Source organism: Bradyrhizobium sp. (assembly GCF_016462955.1).
In the GTDB taxonomy this organism is placed as follows: Bacteria; Pseudomonadota; Alphaproteobacteria; order Rhizobiales; family Xanthobacteraceae; genus Bradyrhizobium.
Genome location: NZ_JAEMSD010000107.1, coordinates 1 through 16,272 on the forward strand (window position 1 = coordinate 1; position 16,272 = coordinate 16,272).

Below are 16,272 nucleotides of genomic sequence, written 5' to 3' on the forward strand. Positions count from 1 at the left end.
CAGATCGACCAGGGCGGAGCCGCCGCCGCCTCGCGTTGAGCTGCGGCTCAGCAAGGCGTGATGTGTCGGCAACAGAAAGTTGTTGCCAAACGGAACTCACGGCATGAGGTTTGCTTGATCAAGTTCAGGGCTGGGCATGAGGAGACTCAACATGGCGACCCAGATCGTGATGGACCAGACTGGCGACACGCGCCACGAGTTTGATCCTGGCAATGCCGAAGCGCTGGCGCGAGCCGAACGGCGCTTTCGGGAGCTGACCGGAGCCGGTTTCACCGCCGCGCTGCGAACCGGACCCGGCGAGGTCACCCGTATCAGATCATTCGATCCGACCGCCCACGAAACGCTGTTTTATCCACGCCTGGTCGGCGGCTGATCCGGTCTGATCATGATTGCGGCAGTTTGGCTCCGCGCGCCGGCGCGTGCGCGTCTGCAGGCGCTGCGTGAACTCTATCGGCGCTTTTTCGGCGAGAACACGCCGGATGCACGAGGTCGCTGGCTGTTGGTCGAATGGCTTTCGCCGGCGCAGCGCGCGCAGTTCGAGCAGCACCGCTATTTCGACGTCGTCGGCTGCGATACCGGCAAGAGATATCGCATCCACTACGGCACCGCGGCCAATGTCCACGAGATCGACGGGGAGGGCCGCGCGACGATGGGCTGGTGCTTCGTCCCCTCAGGTTTTCTGGTGCCCGGAGACGTCATGCTGGCGCAGAAAATTGCGCTCGAAACGGACGAAAAAGGATCGCTTGCGCTCGCCAACCGGTTTCCGCCGGCCACGCATTCCGATCACCTCTACCGGCGGCCGTTTTAGGGCCTCGGGGCGTTCAGGAGTGCGTGGTGTTGTAGGCGTCCAGCGCATGTGCGGCAAAGACACCGATGCTGCAGAGAGCGAGCACTGCGGAGATCAGCTCGATCATTGCTCGTCCTCCCCCAGCGGCTGGTGAACGAGGTTCTGACAGCAGGAATATTCGTAGATCAGGTCGAGGATGAACTGCATGGTGGACGTCCCTGTATTTATTTTGACAACCACTTAACCGGCTATCTGTTTCAGGCGTGTTTCGTCGCACCGGGAAAGGGGTTTCGCGCGGAACCCGGGGTGGTTTGGGCGCTGGGGGCCCGCTATATTTGCATGTGCTAAGGGTGTTTTGAGCCGCCGCCAGGTCAGCGACGCATTGCGAGGCAAAATCATGGCGCAGGTCGAGTGGTTCGACGATCTCACCATTGGGATGCGGTTCAAATCCCCGGAAGTTGTGATTACCGAGGCCGACATCAAGCGCTTCGCCGCCGAGTTCGATCCGCAGCCGATGCATCTCGACAACGAGGCGGCGAAGCAGACCCTGTTCAAGGGGCTTGCCGCCTCGGGATGGCACACCGCCGCGATCGCCATGAACCTCGCGATCCAGGCCCGTCCGTTCGGCCCGCATCCGCTGATCGGCGCCGGTGTGGACGGCTTGCGCTGGACGCTGCCGGTACGACCGAATGATCGTGTACATCTGGTCGGCGAGGTCATGAGCCTGACGCCGTCCAAGTCCAAACCGCAAGGCGTCGCGCTGGTGAAATGGACCATGTTCAACCAGAACGGCGAGGAGGTTTACACGTTCACGCCGATCGCCATCGTGCCGCGGCGGGACTCCCGTTGAATTATTCGGCAGGCCCCTGGACCGGCGCCGCGCTGACGTCGCTGCCGTGATGGGTCAGCGGTTTCATGCCGGCGACGGTTCTGAGCAGCACGTAGAACACCGGCGTCAGGAACAGGCCGAACACGGTGACTCCGATCATGCCGGAGAACACGGCAACGCCCATCGCGCGCCGCATCTCCGAGCCGGCCCCGGTCGAGAGCACCAGCGGCAGCACGCCCATGATGAACGCCATCGACGTCATCAGGATCGGGCGCAGTCGCAGCCGGCTGGCTTCGATCGCGGCCCGGATCGGCGTACGTCCCGCAAATTCGAGCTCGCGCGCGAATTCGACGATCAGGATCGCGTTCTTGGCGGAGAGGCCGACGAGCACGATGAGCCCGATCTGGGTGAAGACGTTGTTGTCGCCCTTGGAGATCCAGACGCCGAACATCGCCGCGAGCAAGCCCATCGGCACGATCATGATGATCGACAGCGGCAGGGTCAGGCTCTCGTAGAGGGCGGCCAGCACCAGGAACACCAGGAGGATCGCCAGCGGGAATACCCACATGCCGGAATTGCCGGCGATGAACTCCTGATAGGTCAGGTCGGTCCACTCGAAGGCAAAGCCCGGCGGCAGCACCTCCGCCGCGATCCGCGTTGCCGCCTCCTGGGCCTGGCCCGATGAGAAGCCTGGTGCAGCCGCGGCGTTGATGTCGGAAGAGAGGAATCCGTTGTAGCGGATCGCGCGCTCCGGCCCCGCGCTCTGGCGGATCGTGAGCAGCGCCGACAACGGCACCATGTCGCCGGAGGACGAGCGCACCTTCAACTGCCTGATGTCGTCGGCCCGCGCGCGGAACGGTGCGTCGGCCTGGACCCGGACGGAATAGGTGCGGCCGAATTTGTTGAAATCGTTGACGTAGTAGGAGCCGAGGTAGATCTGGAGCGTGTTGAAAACTTCGGTCACGGGCACACCGAGCTGCAGTGCCTTGGTGCGGTCGATGTCGGCGAACAGCTGGGGCACATTGACCTGGAAGCTCGAGAACACGCCCGCGATCTCCGGCGCCTTCTGCATCGCCGCCATGAAGGCGTTGGTGGCCTCGTTCAGGGCGTCATAGCCGAGGCCGGCCCGGTCCTCGATCTGGAGCTTGAAGCCGCCGATCGTGCCGAGACCGTTGACCGGCGGTGGCGGGAACATGGCGATGAAGGCTTCCTGGATGCCGGCATATTTCTTGTTCAGCTCGGCCGCGAGTGCGGGGCCGCTGAGCGAGGCATCCTTGCGTTCGTCGAACGGCTTGAGGGTCGAGAACACGATGCCGGCGTTGGAGGAGTTGGTGAAGCCGGAGATCGACAGGCCCGGGAAGGCCACCGAGCTCTCGACACCGGGCTGGGTCAGCGCGATGTCGCTCATCTTGCGGATTACCTCCTCGCTGCGGTCGAGGGTGGCGCCGTCGGGCAGGCGGGCGAAGCCGACCAGGTACTGCTTGTCCTGACCCGGCACGAATCCACCAGGCACCTGCTGGAAGAGAAGCGCAGTGAGTCCGACCAGGACCACATAAACGCCCATCACGGCCGCCTTGCCCGATATCACCTTGCTGACGCTGCCGCTGTAATTCTCCGAGGAGCGCGTGAAGGCCTTGTTGAAGCCGCGGAAGAACCAGCCGAGGCTCTTCTCCATGATGAGCGTCAGCCGGTCCTTCGGTTCATCGTGGCCCTTGAGCAGCAGCGCCGACAGCGCCGGTGACAGCGTCAACGAGTTGATGGCGGAGATGACGGTCGAAATCGCGATCGTCAGCGCGAACTGCTTGTAGAACTGCCCGGTGAGGCCGGAGATGAAGGCGAGCGGCACGAACACCGCGACCAGCACCAGCGCGATCGCGATGATTGGCCCCGACACCTCGCGCATGGCTTGATAGGTGGCATCGCGCGGCGACAGCCCGCCCTCGATGTTGCGCTCGACGTTCTCGACTACGACGATGGCGTCGTCGACGACGATGCCGATGGCGAGCACGAGGCCGAACAGGGTGAGCGCATTGATCGAGAAGCCGAACACGTGCATCACGGCGAAGGTGCCGACGATCGACACCGGAACGGCCAGCAGCGGGATGATCGAGGCCCGCCAGGTCTGCAGGAACAGGATCACCACCAGCACCACGAGGGCGATGGCTTCCAGCAGCGTGTGGATGACGGCTTCGATCGAGGAGCGGACGAACTGGGTGGGGTCGTAGACGATCTGGTAGGACACGCCCTCCGGCATGTTCTTCTTGATCTCGGCCATGGTGGCGCGGACGTTGTCTGAGATCTGCAGCGCGTTGGAGCCTGGCGCCTGCGAGATCGGGATCGCCACCGCATGCTTGTTGTCGAGCAGCGAGCGCAGGCCGTATTCGGACGCACCCAACTCGATGCGAGCGACATCGCGCAGGCGCACCACTTCGCCGCGCGTCCCGGTCTTCACCACGATGTCGCCGAACTGCTCTTCATTCGCGAGCCGGCCCTCCGCGTTGACGGAGAGCTGAAGATCGATGCCGCTGACATTCGGAGAGGAGCCGACCACGCCGGCGGCCGCCTCGACGTTCTGTGCCTGGATTGCCCGCACGATATCGCTCGCGGTCAGGCCGTGCTCGGCCGCCTTCTGGGGATCGACCCAGACCCGCATCGAATAGTCGCCGGCGCCATAGAGCTGGACGTCGCCGACGCCGTCGATCCGCGCCAGGCGGTCCTTGACGTTGAGGACGGCGTAATTGCGCAAATACGTCATGTCGTAGCGGCCATTCGGCGACAGCAGATGCACGACCATGGTGAGGTCGGGCGAGGACTTCTTGGTGATGATGCCGAGCTGGCGCACCACGGCGGGCAGCCGCGGCTCGGCTTGCTGCACGCGGTTCTGCACCAGCTGCGTCGCCTTGTCGGGGTCGGTGCCGAGGCGGAACGTCACCGTCAGCGTCATCGCGCCGTCGGTGGTCGCCTGGCTCGACATGTAGAGCATGTTCTCGACGCCGTTGATCTGCTCCTCGATCGGGGTCGCCACCGTCTCCGCGATCACCTTGGGATTGGCGCCGGGATAGGTCGCGCGCACCACGACGGAGGGCGGCACCACGTCCGGATATTCCGAGATCGGCATCGCGAACAGCGAGATGAGCCCTGCCAGGAAGATCAGGACCGACAGCACGCCGGCGAAAATCGGACGATCGATGAAGAACTTCGAGAGATTCATGGTTTTGCCCCTGGGCAATATCTTGGTCGTCCCCGGACAGCGTCGCCGTCATTCCGGGGCGCGCGAAGCGCGAACCCGGAATCCAGAGGTGACGTGATCGGAGTTTCGTACGCTTGAGATTCTCAGGTGCGCGATTGCGCACCGTAGTTCGCGCGATGCGCGCCCCGGATGACGGGGTGCACTAGCGTTGCACCACGTCCTGGTTGCCGTGCTTCGACGCCTGCTGCTGCCCACGCGCACCCATCGCCGCCACCTCCGTCTTGAGGAGAGCGCCGGGACGCACACGCTGCAGGCCATTGACGACGATGCGCTCGCCGGGCTTCAGGCCCGAGGTGACGATGCGAAGCCCGTCGACGGTGCCGCCGAGCGTGACCGTCCGGTAGACGGCGCGGTTGTCGTCGCCGACCGTCATCACGAACTTCTTGTCCTGGTCGGTGCCGATCGCGCGCTCGTCGATCATCACCAGCGCCTGTTGCTTGGGCTGGCCCATGCGCACGCGGGCGAACTGGCCTGGGATCAGACGTCCGTCCTCGTTACGGAACACGGCGCGGACACGGATGGTGCCGCTCTGGCCGTTGACCTGGTTGTCGATCAGCTGGATATGGCCCTTGGCCGACAGCCCGCCGGAGGTCGTCATCTCCACCGGGATCTGGTCGAGCTTGCTGCGTTGGCCGGAGCCATCCGCGATCGAGTTCAGCGCGCGCAGCACGAGTTCTTCATCCGCATCGAACGAGGCGTAGATCGGATTGACCGAGACCAGCGAGGTCAAGACCGGGGAGGCGGTGCCGGCGGCGACGAGATTGCCGACGGTGACCTCGATCTTGCCGACGCGGCCATCGACGGGCGCGCGCACCTCGGTGTAGTCGAGATTGAGCTTTGCCGTTTGCAGCGTCGCCTCGGCCGCCTTGACGTTGGCGATCGCCTCGCGGTGGGCGTTGTCGCGCTGGTCGTAGTCGCGCCGGGTGACCACGGCGTTGCCGACGAGCTGGGCGCCGCGATCGAGCTCGCTCTGGGTGAAGACGACGCGGGCTTTCGTTGCCTCGAGCTGGGCCGCCGCCTTGTCGACCTCCGCCGCGTAGGGCGCCGGATCGATCTTGAACAGCACGTCGCCGGCCTTGACCAGCGCGCCCTCGGTGAAGTTCGCCGACATGATCGCACCGGCCACCCGCGGGCGCAGTTCGACACGCTGGATGGCCTCGAGCCGGCCGGAGAAATCGTCCCACAGCACGGTCTGCCGTGGCTCGATCATCGCAACGGTGACGGAAACGGCTTGTTCGGCTGCTGCCGGTGCCGTTGCCTGCGCGGCATGAAAATAGCGGCCGGTCGCGATCGAGCCGGCCAGGGCGAGAGCGCCCACGAGCGCGGCGCCACCGAGAAGGCGGCGGAGACGTCCGGTGCGAGAGGTAGTTTGGGAGGGGGGCATTTGCGCGCTCCAGATATGTAGTGTTCACTACAGATGTGGAGCTGGATACTGCAGTGCAAGATACTTATGTACCATTCACTAAGAAAATTGTACGCCGATACCGCGACGATTGGAAATCACAAGAAAAAGAAAGTTAGAACAAATAGATAGCGGGCGGCGTTAGGCTGATAATGACCGCCGATTCCGAGGAGACAGGCACATGCGCATGGGACGCCCCCGCGAATTCGACGCCGAAACGGCGTTGGACCAGGCGATGGAAGTGTTTTGGCGCCATGGCTACGAGGGCGCCACGATCGCGCAACTGACCGAGGCCATGGGCATCAACCCGCCCAGTCTCTACGCCTGTTTCGGCAATAAGGAAGGCCTGCTGAAAGCCGCGCTCGACCGCTACACCAAGCTGCGCAACATCTGGATGGACGAGGTGGTGGCGGCACCGACTGCCCGCGCCGTCGCCGAGCGGATGCTGATGGGAATTGCCGACAAGCAGACCGATCCTGCCAACCCGCCCGGCTGCCTGCTGGTGCAGGGCGGCGTTGCCTGCGGCACCGGCTCGGAGAACGTTCCCTTCGAGCTCGCCGCGCGCCGCGCCCAGAACGAGGAGCAGCTCCGCGACCGCTTCGTTCGCGCCAAGGCCGAAGGTGATCTCAAGGAAAGCGCCGATCCCGCCGCGCTTGCGCGTTATGTCTCCGCGGTGTCCGTCGGCATGGGCGTGATGGCGTCCTCCGGCGCGGACCGCGAAGCGCTGCGGCAGGTCGCTGATGTCGCGGTGCAGGCGGTGGAAGCGCAGTCGACGAAGCGGTAGAGAAAGTGGCAGGGCGCTGCGGGTGAACGACGATCTGCCCGCTCGGGAGCGCGAGAGCTCGCCAGACCCGCTCAGCTCAGGTCGTGAAGGTCCTTTCCAAGCGGCGGTGTCAGACGAAAATTCGAGAACACGACTTCGAGCCCCGCCCGCTCGGGAGTGCAGGCCATCGGTCCCACAAGGTAGGAGCTTGCAGCCGGAAACGGCGCTAGCCGCATGAGAGGCCAGGACTTGCCGTCGGCCGAAACCTGTAGGCGAAGGACGCCGTCGGCGACGGTTGCGCGGATCCAGAAGTCTCCTGCATCATGCTCATAGGGGGCAGTTGCCCAGTCCGATCGCCCGTCGGTGAGCACGCTTGCCAGCATGGCGCGACCGTCCGAGAGTTCTATCCCGGCCTTGACCCAATGGTGCGCATCGATGCGCACCATGATGCCCGCCTGATCATAGAGGGCCTGGAAGTCGCTCTGGACACGTAAGCTGGCGGTGAATGCCTCGCCGGTTGGAAACCCCAGGAAATGACCGCTGTCGCGATTAAAGCCGTAGTGGGTTTCGCGCCAGAAGTCGGTGGCATTGTCCGTAACGACCTGGAGACGATCGTCCTCCGCGGTCCATCGCTTCGGTTCGTTCAACCACACGCCGCCACTTCTGAGGAGAGTCATTTCCGACCTCGATTGCCGACGCCTGCCGGGCTCGGCCGTACAAGCATGGCCTCGTGCAAACTGCGATCGGGCGCGTGCACAGAATCCTCGCGCCATCGACGCAGTGCCGATGCCGAGCCCGCTCACGTTTCGCAGCAGCCATGGCTTCCGAGCGGTTAACGCGTTGGCGTGAGTTGCGGATACGCGATCGGCGACCATGCAAGCTTGCGCCTGTTCTGCCCGACGTGTCAAACGGCTCCGGCTGGCACCATCCGCACCGCGCGGTGCGAAATTCTTCAATGATTCATACTGTGCATGGGGTTGTTTTCGCGTTTTTGTTTGAGCGTGCCCAGAGCCCGAACATCCAGCGCCGCGCATCGTTTCGGTACGGAACCTCCTAAGAGTTTCTACACACAGTTCTGGCATGCTCCGCGCGTCAATATCCGCAACCGCATCGACGCTTCTCATTGCGCGCACGAAAAGACGGGGCCGCGGACATCGAGGGGCGTTAGTCATGGCTGCACTTGCTTCGGACGCCGGTCGCGCCAGGAGTGGGATCGTGCCGATCCTGTTGTGCGTCGTGCCGTTCAGCCAGATTCCGCTCGATGCCTATACGCCAGGCCTGCCGCAGATGGTGGTGGATCTCGCCACCGACGCGGCGTCGATGCAAAACACCGTCACCGCCTACATGCTCGGCATGAGCCTTGCCCTGGTGCCGGTCGGCATCGCCTCCGACACGCTCGGCCGCCGCAACGTCCTGCTCGCGGGATTGTCGGTGCTGATCGCGATGAGCGTCGCCTGCGCACTCGCCACCAGCGCCTCGCTGCTGCTTGGCTTGCGCTTCCTGCAAGGCGTCGGCGGCTGCACCTGCCTCGTCGTCGCCTATGCGGTCGCCGCTGATTGCTATCGCGGACGCGAGCTCACTGCGATTTCCGGCCTGCTTGGTGCTGCCTGGGGTCTTGCGCCCGTGCTTGCGCCGGCGGCCGGCGGCTTCATCGTCGAGCTGACCTCCTGGCGCGGCGTGTTCGTCGTCATTGCCATCGCCGCGGCGATCGTCGCCGGGATCGTCGCACTGTTCCTGCCCGAGACCTTGCCGGCGGAGCGCCGTGCACCGTTCGATCCGCGCCGCACCGCGGGCATCCTGCGCGATGCGGTGGTGCGTCCGGGCTTCCTCGCTTTCGTGCTGGTCTTCGCCGCGGCCGCGAGCGCGCAGCTCGCCTTCGGCGTCGTCGCGCCGTTCTTCTACCAGACCGGCCTCGGCTATTCGGCGGCCATCTACGGCCTCGTCGCGCTCGGCCTTGGCGGCGTCAATCTCGCAGGCGAACTGGGCTGCGCCCATTTCGCGCGCTTCATGCCGGCACGCGTGATGGGCTTCGGCGCCTTCGCGCTGTTTCTCGCCGGCGCTGCGGTCCTGACCGGGACGGGCCTGACCCTCGGTCTCGACTTCGTGTCGATCACGATCGGCGGTGCGCTGGTGCTCGGCGGCTGCGGCGTGCTGTGCCCGATGATGTACGGCATGGCGCTCGGCCTGTTCGAACGCGACCACGGCCTGATCGGCGGTCTCATCAGCGCGCTCTGCTATCTCGCGGTGAGCGGCGTCATGGCGATCGCGGCGGTGCTGCCTGAAGCAACGCAGGCGCCGCTCGGATGGCTCTATCTCGGCCTCTGCGCCGTCGCCGGAACGTTGCTCGCGATCTCGCTGCCATCGGCGCGCCACACGACACAGGCTTGAGGGAGGAACCAATCATGACCACCGTTGCCATTCGCGGCACGTTCTTCGACTTCGTCGACGATCCCTGGAAGCACGTCGGCAACGAGCAGGCCGCCGCGCGCTTTCACTGGGATGGTCTCATGGTCGTCACGGACGGCGTGATCGAGGCGTTCGGCCCTTATGACAAAATCTCCGCTGCGCATCCGGGCGTCGAGATCACCCACATCAAGGACCGCATCATCGTCCCGGGCTTCATCGACGGCCACATCCATCTGCCGCAGACCCGCGTGTTGGGGGCCTATGGCGAGCAGCTGCTGCCCTGGCTGCAAAAATGGATCTATCCGGAAGAGCTCAAGTACCGGGACCGCAACTACGCGCGCGAGGGCGTCAAGCGCTTCCTCGACGCGCTGCTCGCCTCTGGCACCACCACATGCCAGGCTTTTACCAGCTCCTCGCCGGTCTCGACCGAAGAGCTGTTCGAGGAGGCGAGCAGGCGCAACATGCGGGTCATCGCCGGCCTCACCGGGATCGATCGCAACGCGCCGGCCGATTTCATCGATACCCCGGAGAATTTCTATCGCGACAGCAAGCGGCTAATTGCGCAGTACCACAACAAGGGCCGCAACCTCTACGCCATCACGCCGCGCTTCGCCTTCGGTGCCTCGCCGGAATTGTTGAAAGCGTGCCAGCGCCTCAAGCACGAGCACCCGGACTGCTGGGTCAACACCCACATCTCCGAGAATCCGGCCGAATGCAGCGGGGTGCTTGTCGAGCATCCGGACTGCCAGGACTATCTCGGTGTCTACGAGAAGTTCGACCTGGTCGGTCCGAAATTCTCCGGCGGCCACGGCGTCTATCTCTCGAACAACGAGTTTCGCCGCATGTCGAAGAAGGGCGCGGCGGTGGTGTTCTGCCCCTGCTCGAATCTGTTCCTCGGCAGCGGCCTGTTCCGCCTCGGCCGCGCCACCGATCCCGAGCACCGCGTCAAGATGTCGTTCGGCACCGACATGGGCGGCGGCAACCGCTTCTCGATGATCTCCGTGCTCGACGACGCCTACAAGGTCGGCATGTGCAACAACACGCTGCTCGACGGCAGCATCGATCCCGTGCGCAAGGATCTTGCGGAAGCCGAGCGCAACAAGCTCTCGCCCTATCGCGGTTTCTGGTCGATCACGCTCGGCGGCGCCGAAGGCCTCTACATCGACGACAAGCTCGGCAATTTCGAGCCCGGCAAGGAGGCCGATTTCGTCGCGCTCGATCCCAATGGCGGGCAGATCGCGCAAGCGTGGCATCAGTCGCTGATCGCCGACGGCGCCGGCCCGCGCACGATGGATGAGGCCGCGAGCATGCTGTTCGCCGTCATGATGGTGGGCGACGATCGCTGCGTCGACGAGACCTGGGTGATGGGCAAGCGTCTCTACAAGAAGAGCTGAAGCGGCCGCCAATGAGCGCAACTCCTGATGCAGCCGGCCAACCGGTCGCCCTCGTCATCCAGCGCCGCGTTGCCGACGACGGCTTTGCTGCGTTCGCACGCTGGAACGGCGAGGTCGGCGAGGTGCTCAAGGCTTGGCCCGGCTTTCTCGGCCAGGAGGTGGTGCCGCCACGACCGCCGGCGCATCTGGACTGGGTGATGATCCTGCGTTTCGCCAGCCCTTCCGCAGCACGGGCCTGGCTCCAGAGCGATGTGCGGGCACGGCTCATCGCGGACGTGCAGCGCTTCTTCGTCGGTTCGGAGGATGTCCATATCCTGCCCGACACCGGCGTCCAGCGCGACAGCGCAGTCTCGGCCGTCATCTCGTTCAAGGTCCCTGATGGGCTCGAGGATGCGTTCCTGAAATGGCAGCAGCGCATCCAGGCGGCGGAAGCCGAGTTCAAGGGCTTCTTGCGGCACAAGATCGAGCGGCCGATTCCCGGCCTGCACGACGAATGGATCATCATCCTGTCGTTCGATTCTGACGCCAACCTCAACGCATGGCTCGACTCGCCCTTGCGGCAGAGCCTTCTCAAGGAGGGCGAGCGCTTCAATGCCAGGATGAACGTGAAGCGGGCGAGCTACGGTTTCAATTTCTGGTTTCCGGCCGGCAAGACGCCGGCTCCCGAGCAAGGGCCCGGCTTCATCTGGAAGAGCAACCTGATCGTCCTCCTGGTTCTCTATCCCGTCGTCTACCTCTGGGGCACTTTCATCAGCGCGCCCCTGATCGACAGAAACGGCGTGCCGGTCTGGCTGTCGCTGTTCATCGGCAATCTCGTCAGCACGCAGCTCCTCGGCTGGTGGCTGGTGCCTGCCGCCTTCAGGGCGCTCGACTGGTGGGTGACGCCGAAGGCGACGCTCGGTCGCCAGATCGCGGGCTACGTGCTGCTCGCCGTGCTCTATGCTGCATCGATGGCCCTGTACGCGCTGCTGCTCGCGTGGCATTGGGGACGGTGAGACCGTCAACCACCTCGTCGCGGGGAAGGGCGGTCGCTGGACATCGACGACCATGTTCGCCCTGACATTTCTCGGAACATCGGCGAGCGTTCCCTCGGCGGAGCGCAACCATCCGGCGCTGCTCGTGGAAGCCGCAGGCAAGCGCGTCCTGGTCGACTGCGGCGAGGGCACGCAGCGCCAGCTGCTGCGCAGCGGCGCCGGCTTTCGTCGGCTCGACCGCATCCTGCTGACGCACGCGCACCTCGATCATGTGCTCGGCATCCCCGGCCTGTTCTCGACCCTCGGCTTGCGGCAGACATCCGAGACGATGACCATTCACGGCGGCGAGGGCACGCTCGACATCGTGATCCGGATGCTCGCAGGCCTGTGGGGCGAGGGCAGGGCGCCGATCGCCGTCGCATTCGCACCGCTGACCGCAGGAGAGGTCATCGATGCCGGTGAATTCACCGTCGGCTGTTTCCCGGTGCGCCACCGCGACACCGACAGTTTCGGCTTCGTCTTCCACAGCCCCGCACGCCGTCACCTTCGGCCCGACCGTCTCGCTGCGCTCGGTGTCCCCGACGGTCCCTTGCGCGGCGAGTTGGCCGCAGGCCGGCCGATCGTGCTTGCCGACCGAACCATCGATCCCGAAGACGTCCTGGGCCCGCCGAGCGGCGGCAGCAAGCTCGTCGTCATCGGCGACACCGAGACCACCGAGGGCCTGTCGCAATTTGTAACCGGCGCCGACATGCTGGTGATCGAGGCCACGTTCCTCGATCGCGACGCGCCGACCGCGCGGAGCTACGGTCATCTCACCGCGGCTGAAGCGGCTTCCTTTGCGGCCACGAACAAGGTCGGACAGCTCGTGCTGACCCATATGTCGGGCCGCTACGAAGACGGGGAGATTCTCGCCGAGGCGGCAAAAATCTTCCCGAACACCCGGATCGCCGCAGATTTCGACCACATCGTCGTCTGATCAAACGCCATGACCCCGATCCATCCACCGCAGCGCTTGCCAGCCCAGATCCGAGCGGGTAGAAGGCTGCCACGCCTGAGCCGCGATTGGCGCGATGCGCTTCCCGGCCACAGTCGAACAAATCAGGCAGGCCTTTGAATTTGTTCGGCTATTCCGTTGGGGAATGGTGTAACGGTAGCACAACAGACTCTGACTCTGTTTGTCTTGGTTCGAATCCAGGTTCCCCAGCCAGTTCCGGGCGGTCTCCCCACGGTGCGGTTCCAAGGCGCTCTGCGTGCATCGCAACCTCACCACGCGCGGCGGTTTGCCTCACCTGGTATTCGTGTGTCCGAGTCGGATCGCCGCGTGCTCCATCGTCCTAGGGCTGGACAACCCAAGGAGATCTGCAAATGCCGTATGTCGATGGTTTCGTTCTCGCCGTGCCGAAGGCCAATATCGAGGCCTACAAGGCGATGGCGACGACCGCCTGCGCCATCTGGATGGAGCACGGCGCGCTCGACTATGTCGAATGCATCGGGGACGACGTTCCCTATGGAGAGCTCACCTCGTTTCCGCGCGCTGTGATGGCGAAGGAGGACGAGGTCGTGGTGTTTGCCTGGATCGTCTACCGGGACCGGGAGAGCCGCGATGCCATCAACAAGAAGGTGATGGCGGATCCCCGGCTGAAAATGGAAGGCATGCCGTTCGACGGCAAGCGCATGATCTATGGCGGCTTCACGACGCTGCTTCGGGCGAACGACATCGTGGGCTGAGGGTGTCCGCTACTTGATCTTGTCGTAGGCGGAAGCGAAATCGCCGAGCGGCATCGGGATCGCGATGGTCTCCTTGGCCATGTTCTGGAAGGAGACCTTGAGCTGCTTGCCCGACCGCAACGCGGCAAGCAGGTCCGGCGTGACCGGGGCCGAGGCGTAGCAGCCGCGGTTCTCGCAAGTCTGGATCTGGAGATCGACGGTCTTGCCTTCGTCAACCTGGAGCTTGGCCCCGACGGGAAGGTTGATGCCGAGCGGCAATTGCAACAGCGCAACCGGCGTGCGGGTGTCCGGCGCAATGCGGATGTTGATCAGGACGACGGTCTGGCCCGTCTTGGTCAGCACCGCATTCTGCTCCATCGCGCATTCGAGCGGGGCATCGCGGCTGACGCTGGTGCAGCGGACGACCCAACCCGACTGCCCGGCAGCACCGTCGGCCTGTGGCTGCGTTGGCGCAGGCGAGGGCTGCGCGGCAGGGGCAGGCGCTGCGTTCTTCCTGGCGTTTTGCTGGGCAGACGCGGCGCCGGTCCACAGCAGAGCGGCAGCGGCGAGGGCGACAAGTCTGGATTGCATGAGCATGGCGAAACCGCGTTGGCGTGAAATCGGGGTCTCGCTGTAGCCTCGCAGCAGGCGCTGCGCAAGCTTACTCGGCCGCTTGCTTGACGCCGCCGTGCTCGGACGCCTCGTCGCCTTCACCGTCGTCCGAACGGCCCCAATTGGAGAACCAGTTGTTGAGCTTGTCGAGATAGAGATAGACGACGGGCGTGGTGAACAGCGTCAGCGCCTGGCTGACGATCAGGCCGCCGACCATGGCGTAACCGAGGGGCTGGCGGATCTCGGCGCCGGTGCCGTGGCCGAGCATCAGGGGAACGCCGCCGAGCAGCGCCGCCATCGTCGTCATCATGATCGGGCGGAAGCGCAGCAGCGCGGCCTGGCGGATCGATTCCTCCGGCGTCTTGTGCTCGTCGCGTTCGGCGGCAATCGCGAAGTCGACCATCATGATGCCGTTCTTCTTGACGATGCCGATCAAGAGAATGATGCCGATCAGTGCGATCAGGCTGAAGTCGAATCCGGCCACCATCAGGATCGCGAGCGCGCCGACGCCGGCCGAAGGCAACGTCGACAGGATCGTGATCGGATGGATGTAGCTCTCGTAGAGAATGCCGAGGATCAGATAGACCACGACCAGCGCAGCGAGGATCAAGAGCGGCACGGTGCCGAGCGACTGCTGGAACGCCTGCGCGGTGCCCTGGAAGCTCGAATTCAGCGTCGGCGGAGCGCCGAGCTCGGCCATCGCCTTCTGCACGGCTTCCGTGGCTTGGCCGAGCGCGACGCCCTGCGCGAGATTGAAGCTGATCGTGATCGACGGGAACTGGCCTTGGTGGCTGATCGAGAGCGGGCGGACCGGATCCGTGCTCCAGCTGGCGAAGGTCGAGAGCGGCACCTGGTCGCCGGTCAGCGGCGATTTTAGATAGAGCTTGTTCAGCGTCTCGAGATCACCCTGCATTTCCGGCAGGACCTCGAGGATCACCTTGTAGGTGTTGAGCTGGGTGAAGTACTGCGTGACCTGCCGCTGTCCGAAGGCATCATAGAGGGTGTCGTCGATCAGCTGGGGCTGGATGCCGTAGCGCGAGGCCGTGTCGCGGTTGATCTTGAGCTGGACCGTGGTGCCTTGCGTCTGCTGGTCGGTCGCGACGTCGCGCAGTTGCGGCAGCGTCTGCATCTTGGCCAGGATCTTGGGCGCCCATTCGTTGAGCTCGTCCAGATTGGCGTCCTGCAGGGTGAATTCGAACTGGGTGCGCGTCGGCCGGCCGCCGAGCCGGACGTCCTGGGCCGCCTGCATGTAGAGGCGGGCGCCCTCCACCTTGTCGAACTGCGGGCGCAGCCGCGCGATGATCTGCTGCGCCGAGGCCTCACGCTCGTTGCGCGGCTTCAGCGTAATGAACAGGTTGCCGTTGTTGCCGGCACGGCCGCTGCCGCCGATCGACATGGCAACGCTGGCCACGTCGGGATCGGCGAGGATGATCTTGCCGAGCTCTTCCTGGCGCCGGCTCATCTCCTTGAACGATATATCCTGCGAGGCCTCCGACGTGGCGGTGATCAGGCCGACGTCCTGCTGCGGGAAGAAGCCCTTCGGAATCAGGACGAAGAGGTAGATTGACAGTGCCAGCGTGGCAAAGAAGATCGCAAGCGTGGTGCGGCGCCAGGCGAGGGCGAGGTCGAGAACATATTCATAGCCGCGCAGCAATCGGTCGAAGGCGCGTTCGCTCCATTGATAGAACCTGCCGTGGGTCACCTCGCCGTGCGCGCGCAGGAAGCGCGAAGCCATCATCGGCGTCAGCGTCAGCGACACGAACATCGAGACGAAGATGGTCATCGCCAGCACGACCGCGAATTCACGGAACAGCCGCCCGATGATGCCGCCCATCAGCAACAACGGGATCAGCACCGCGACCAGCGAGATGCTGATCGAGACGATGGTGAAGCCGATTTCCTTGGAGCCCTTGAAGGCCGCCTCCATCGGCGAGTCGCCTTCCTCGATGTAGCGGGTGATGTTCTCGAGCATCACGATGGCGTCGTCGACCACGAAACCGACCGCAATGGTGAGTGCCATCAGCGACAAATTGTCGAGCGAGTATCCGACCGGCCACATCATGGCGCACGCGCCCAGGAGCGCCAATGGCACCGTCACCGCGGGGATGACCGTTGCCCAAAAGCTGCGCAGAAAGATGAAGATCACCA

Annotated in this window: 14 protein-coding genes and 1 tRNA gene; 10 read left to right on the forward strand and 5 right to left on the reverse strand. The window is 64.5% G+C overall.

Features of this window, described 5'->3' with window-relative positions:
- Positions 1-151 precede the first annotated feature (151 nt).
- From JHD07_RS13855 to JHD07_RS13865, 3 genes are all read left to right on the forward strand, one after another.
- Complete coding sequence (locus tag JHD07_RS13855; RefSeq protein ID WP_200454473.1) at positions 152-373, forward strand: hypothetical protein; 222 nt, start codon at positions 152-154, stop codon at positions 371-373.
- Positions 374-385: 12 nt separating this feature from the next.
- A complete protein-coding gene (locus tag JHD07_RS13860; RefSeq protein WP_291623015.1) occupies positions 386-808 on the forward strand; it encodes a hypothetical protein in 423 nt (140 codons plus the stop codon).
- A 376-nt stretch (positions 809-1,184) separates the two neighbouring features.
- Entirely contained in the window at positions 1,185-1,637 is a 453-nt protein-coding gene (locus tag JHD07_RS13865; protein WP_291623017.1) for a MaoC family dehydratase, read from the forward strand.
- A 1-nt stretch (position 1,638) separates the two neighbouring features.
- Here the strand turns inward: JHD07_RS13865 and JHD07_RS13870 are convergent, their stop codons facing one another.
- Positions 1,639-4,827 (reverse strand): multidrug efflux RND transporter permease subunit, encoded by a 3,189-nt coding sequence (locus JHD07_RS13870; protein ID WP_291623019.1) that lies wholly within the window; start codon positions 4,825-4,827, stop codon positions 1,639-1,641.
- A 181-nt stretch (positions 4,828-5,008) separates the two neighbouring features.
- Positions 5,009-6,250 (reverse strand): efflux RND transporter periplasmic adaptor subunit, encoded by a 1,242-nt coding sequence (locus JHD07_RS13875; protein WP_291623021.1) that lies wholly within the window; start codon positions 6,248-6,250, stop codon positions 5,009-5,011.
- Positions 6,251-6,449: 199 nt separating this feature from the next.
- Between JHD07_RS13875 and JHD07_RS13880 the strand changes: the two genes are divergently transcribed.
- Positions 6,450-7,052 (forward strand): TetR/AcrR family transcriptional regulator, encoded by a 603-nt coding sequence (locus JHD07_RS13880; RefSeq protein WP_291623023.1) that lies wholly within the window; start codon positions 6,450-6,452, stop codon positions 7,050-7,052.
- Positions 7,053-7,123: 71 nt separating this feature from the next.
- Here JHD07_RS13880 and JHD07_RS13885 read toward each other — a convergent pair whose 3' ends face one another.
- Positions 7,124-7,708, reverse strand: coding sequence for a DUF1349 domain-containing protein (locus JHD07_RS13885; RefSeq protein ID WP_291623039.1), 585 nt, complete (start codon positions 7,706-7,708; stop codon positions 7,124-7,126).
- Between the two features lie 493 nt (positions 7,709-8,201).
- Here JHD07_RS13885 and JHD07_RS13890 point away from each other — a divergent pair, with 493 nt between their 5' ends.
- The 6 genes from JHD07_RS13890 to JHD07_RS13915 all read left to right on the forward strand — a co-directional run bounded on the left by JHD07_RS13890 (position 8,202) and on the right by JHD07_RS13915 (position 13,533).
- A complete protein-coding gene (locus JHD07_RS13890) occupies positions 8,202-9,419 on the forward strand; it encodes a multidrug effflux MFS transporter (RefSeq protein WP_291623025.1) in 1,218 nt (405 codons plus the stop codon).
- A gap of 14 nt (positions 9,420-9,433) precedes the next feature.
- Entirely contained in the window at positions 9,434-10,831 is a 1,398-nt protein-coding gene (guaD, locus tag JHD07_RS13895) for a guanine deaminase (protein ID WP_291623027.1), read from the forward strand.
- A gap of 11 nt (positions 10,832-10,842) precedes the next feature.
- Positions 10,843-11,826 (forward strand): antibiotic biosynthesis monooxygenase, encoded by a 984-nt coding sequence (locus tag JHD07_RS13900; protein WP_291623029.1) that lies wholly within the window; start codon positions 10,843-10,845, stop codon positions 11,824-11,826.
- 52 nt (positions 11,827-11,878) lie between these two features.
- Positions 11,879-12,781, forward strand: a complete 903-nt coding sequence (gene rnz, locus JHD07_RS13905; RefSeq protein WP_291623031.1) for a ribonuclease Z — start codon at positions 11,879-11,881, stop codon at positions 12,779-12,781.
- A gap of 157 nt (positions 12,782-12,938) precedes the next feature.
- Positions 12,939-13,012 (forward strand) — tRNA-Gln (locus tag JHD07_RS13910).
- 158 nt (positions 13,013-13,170) lie between these two features.
- Positions 13,171-13,533 carry a DUF1428 family protein gene (locus tag JHD07_RS13915; RefSeq protein ID WP_291623033.1) on the forward strand — a complete coding sequence of 121 codons (363 nt, stop codon included), beginning with the start codon at positions 13,171-13,173 and terminating at the stop codon, positions 13,531-13,533.
- A gap of 9 nt (positions 13,534-13,542) precedes the next feature.
- On the opposite strand, the gene JHD07_RS13920 is transcribed toward JHD07_RS13915, so the two are convergent.
- On the reverse strand, positions 13,543-14,109 hold the full coding sequence (locus JHD07_RS13920; RefSeq protein ID WP_291623035.1) for an invasion associated locus B family protein: 567 nt from the start codon (positions 14,107-14,109) through the stop codon (positions 13,543-13,545).
- Positions 14,110-14,173: 64 nt separating this feature from the next.
- Positions 14,174-16,272, reverse strand: a 2,099-nt coding sequence (locus JHD07_RS13925; RefSeq protein WP_291623037.1) for an efflux RND transporter permease subunit, incomplete at its 5' end; no start/stop codon positions are given.

Excerpts from the sequence above, each read along its gene's own strand:
- JHD07_RS13855 (WP_200454473.1), top strand. The coding sequence starts at position 152 with ATGGCGACCCAGATCGTGATGGACCAGACTGGCGACACGCGCCACGAG.
- JHD07_RS13860 (WP_291623015.1), top strand. The coding sequence starts at position 386 with ATGATTGCGGCAGTTTGGCTCCGCGCGCCGGCGCGTGCGCGTCTGCAG.
- JHD07_RS13865 (WP_291623017.1), top strand. The coding sequence starts at position 1,185 with ATGGCGCAGGTCGAGTGGTTCGACGATCTCACCATTGGGATGCGGTTC.
- JHD07_RS13870 (WP_291623019.1), bottom strand. The coding sequence starts at position 4,827 with ATGAATCTCTCGAAGTTCTTCATCGATCGTCCGATTTTCGCCGGCGTG.
- JHD07_RS13875 (WP_291623021.1), bottom strand. The coding sequence starts at position 6,250 with ATGCCCCCCTCCCAAACTACCTCTCGCACCGGACGTCTCCGCCGCCTT.
- JHD07_RS13880 (WP_291623023.1), top strand. The coding sequence starts at position 6,450 with ATGCGCATGGGACGCCCCCGCGAATTCGACGCCGAAACGGCGTTGGAC.
- JHD07_RS13885 (WP_291623039.1), bottom strand. The coding sequence starts at position 7,708 with ATGACTCTCCTCAGAAGTGGCGGCGTGTGGTTGAACGAACCGAAGCGA.
- JHD07_RS13890 (WP_291623025.1), top strand. The coding sequence starts at position 8,202 with ATGGCTGCACTTGCTTCGGACGCCGGTCGCGCCAGGAGTGGGATCGTG.
- guaD (WP_291623027.1), top strand. The coding sequence starts at position 9,434 with ATGACCACCGTTGCCATTCGCGGCACGTTCTTCGACTTCGTCGACGAT.
- JHD07_RS13900 (WP_291623029.1), top strand. The coding sequence starts at position 10,843 with ATGAGCGCAACTCCTGATGCAGCCGGCCAACCGGTCGCCCTCGTCATC.
- rnz (WP_291623031.1), top strand. The coding sequence starts at position 11,879 with ATGTTCGCCCTGACATTTCTCGGAACATCGGCGAGCGTTCCCTCGGCG.
- JHD07_RS13915 (WP_291623033.1), top strand. The coding sequence starts at position 13,171 with ATGCCGTATGTCGATGGTTTCGTTCTCGCCGTGCCGAAGGCCAATATC.
- JHD07_RS13920 (WP_291623035.1), bottom strand. The coding sequence starts at position 14,109 with ATGCTCATGCAATCCAGACTTGTCGCCCTCGCCGCTGCCGCTCTGCTG.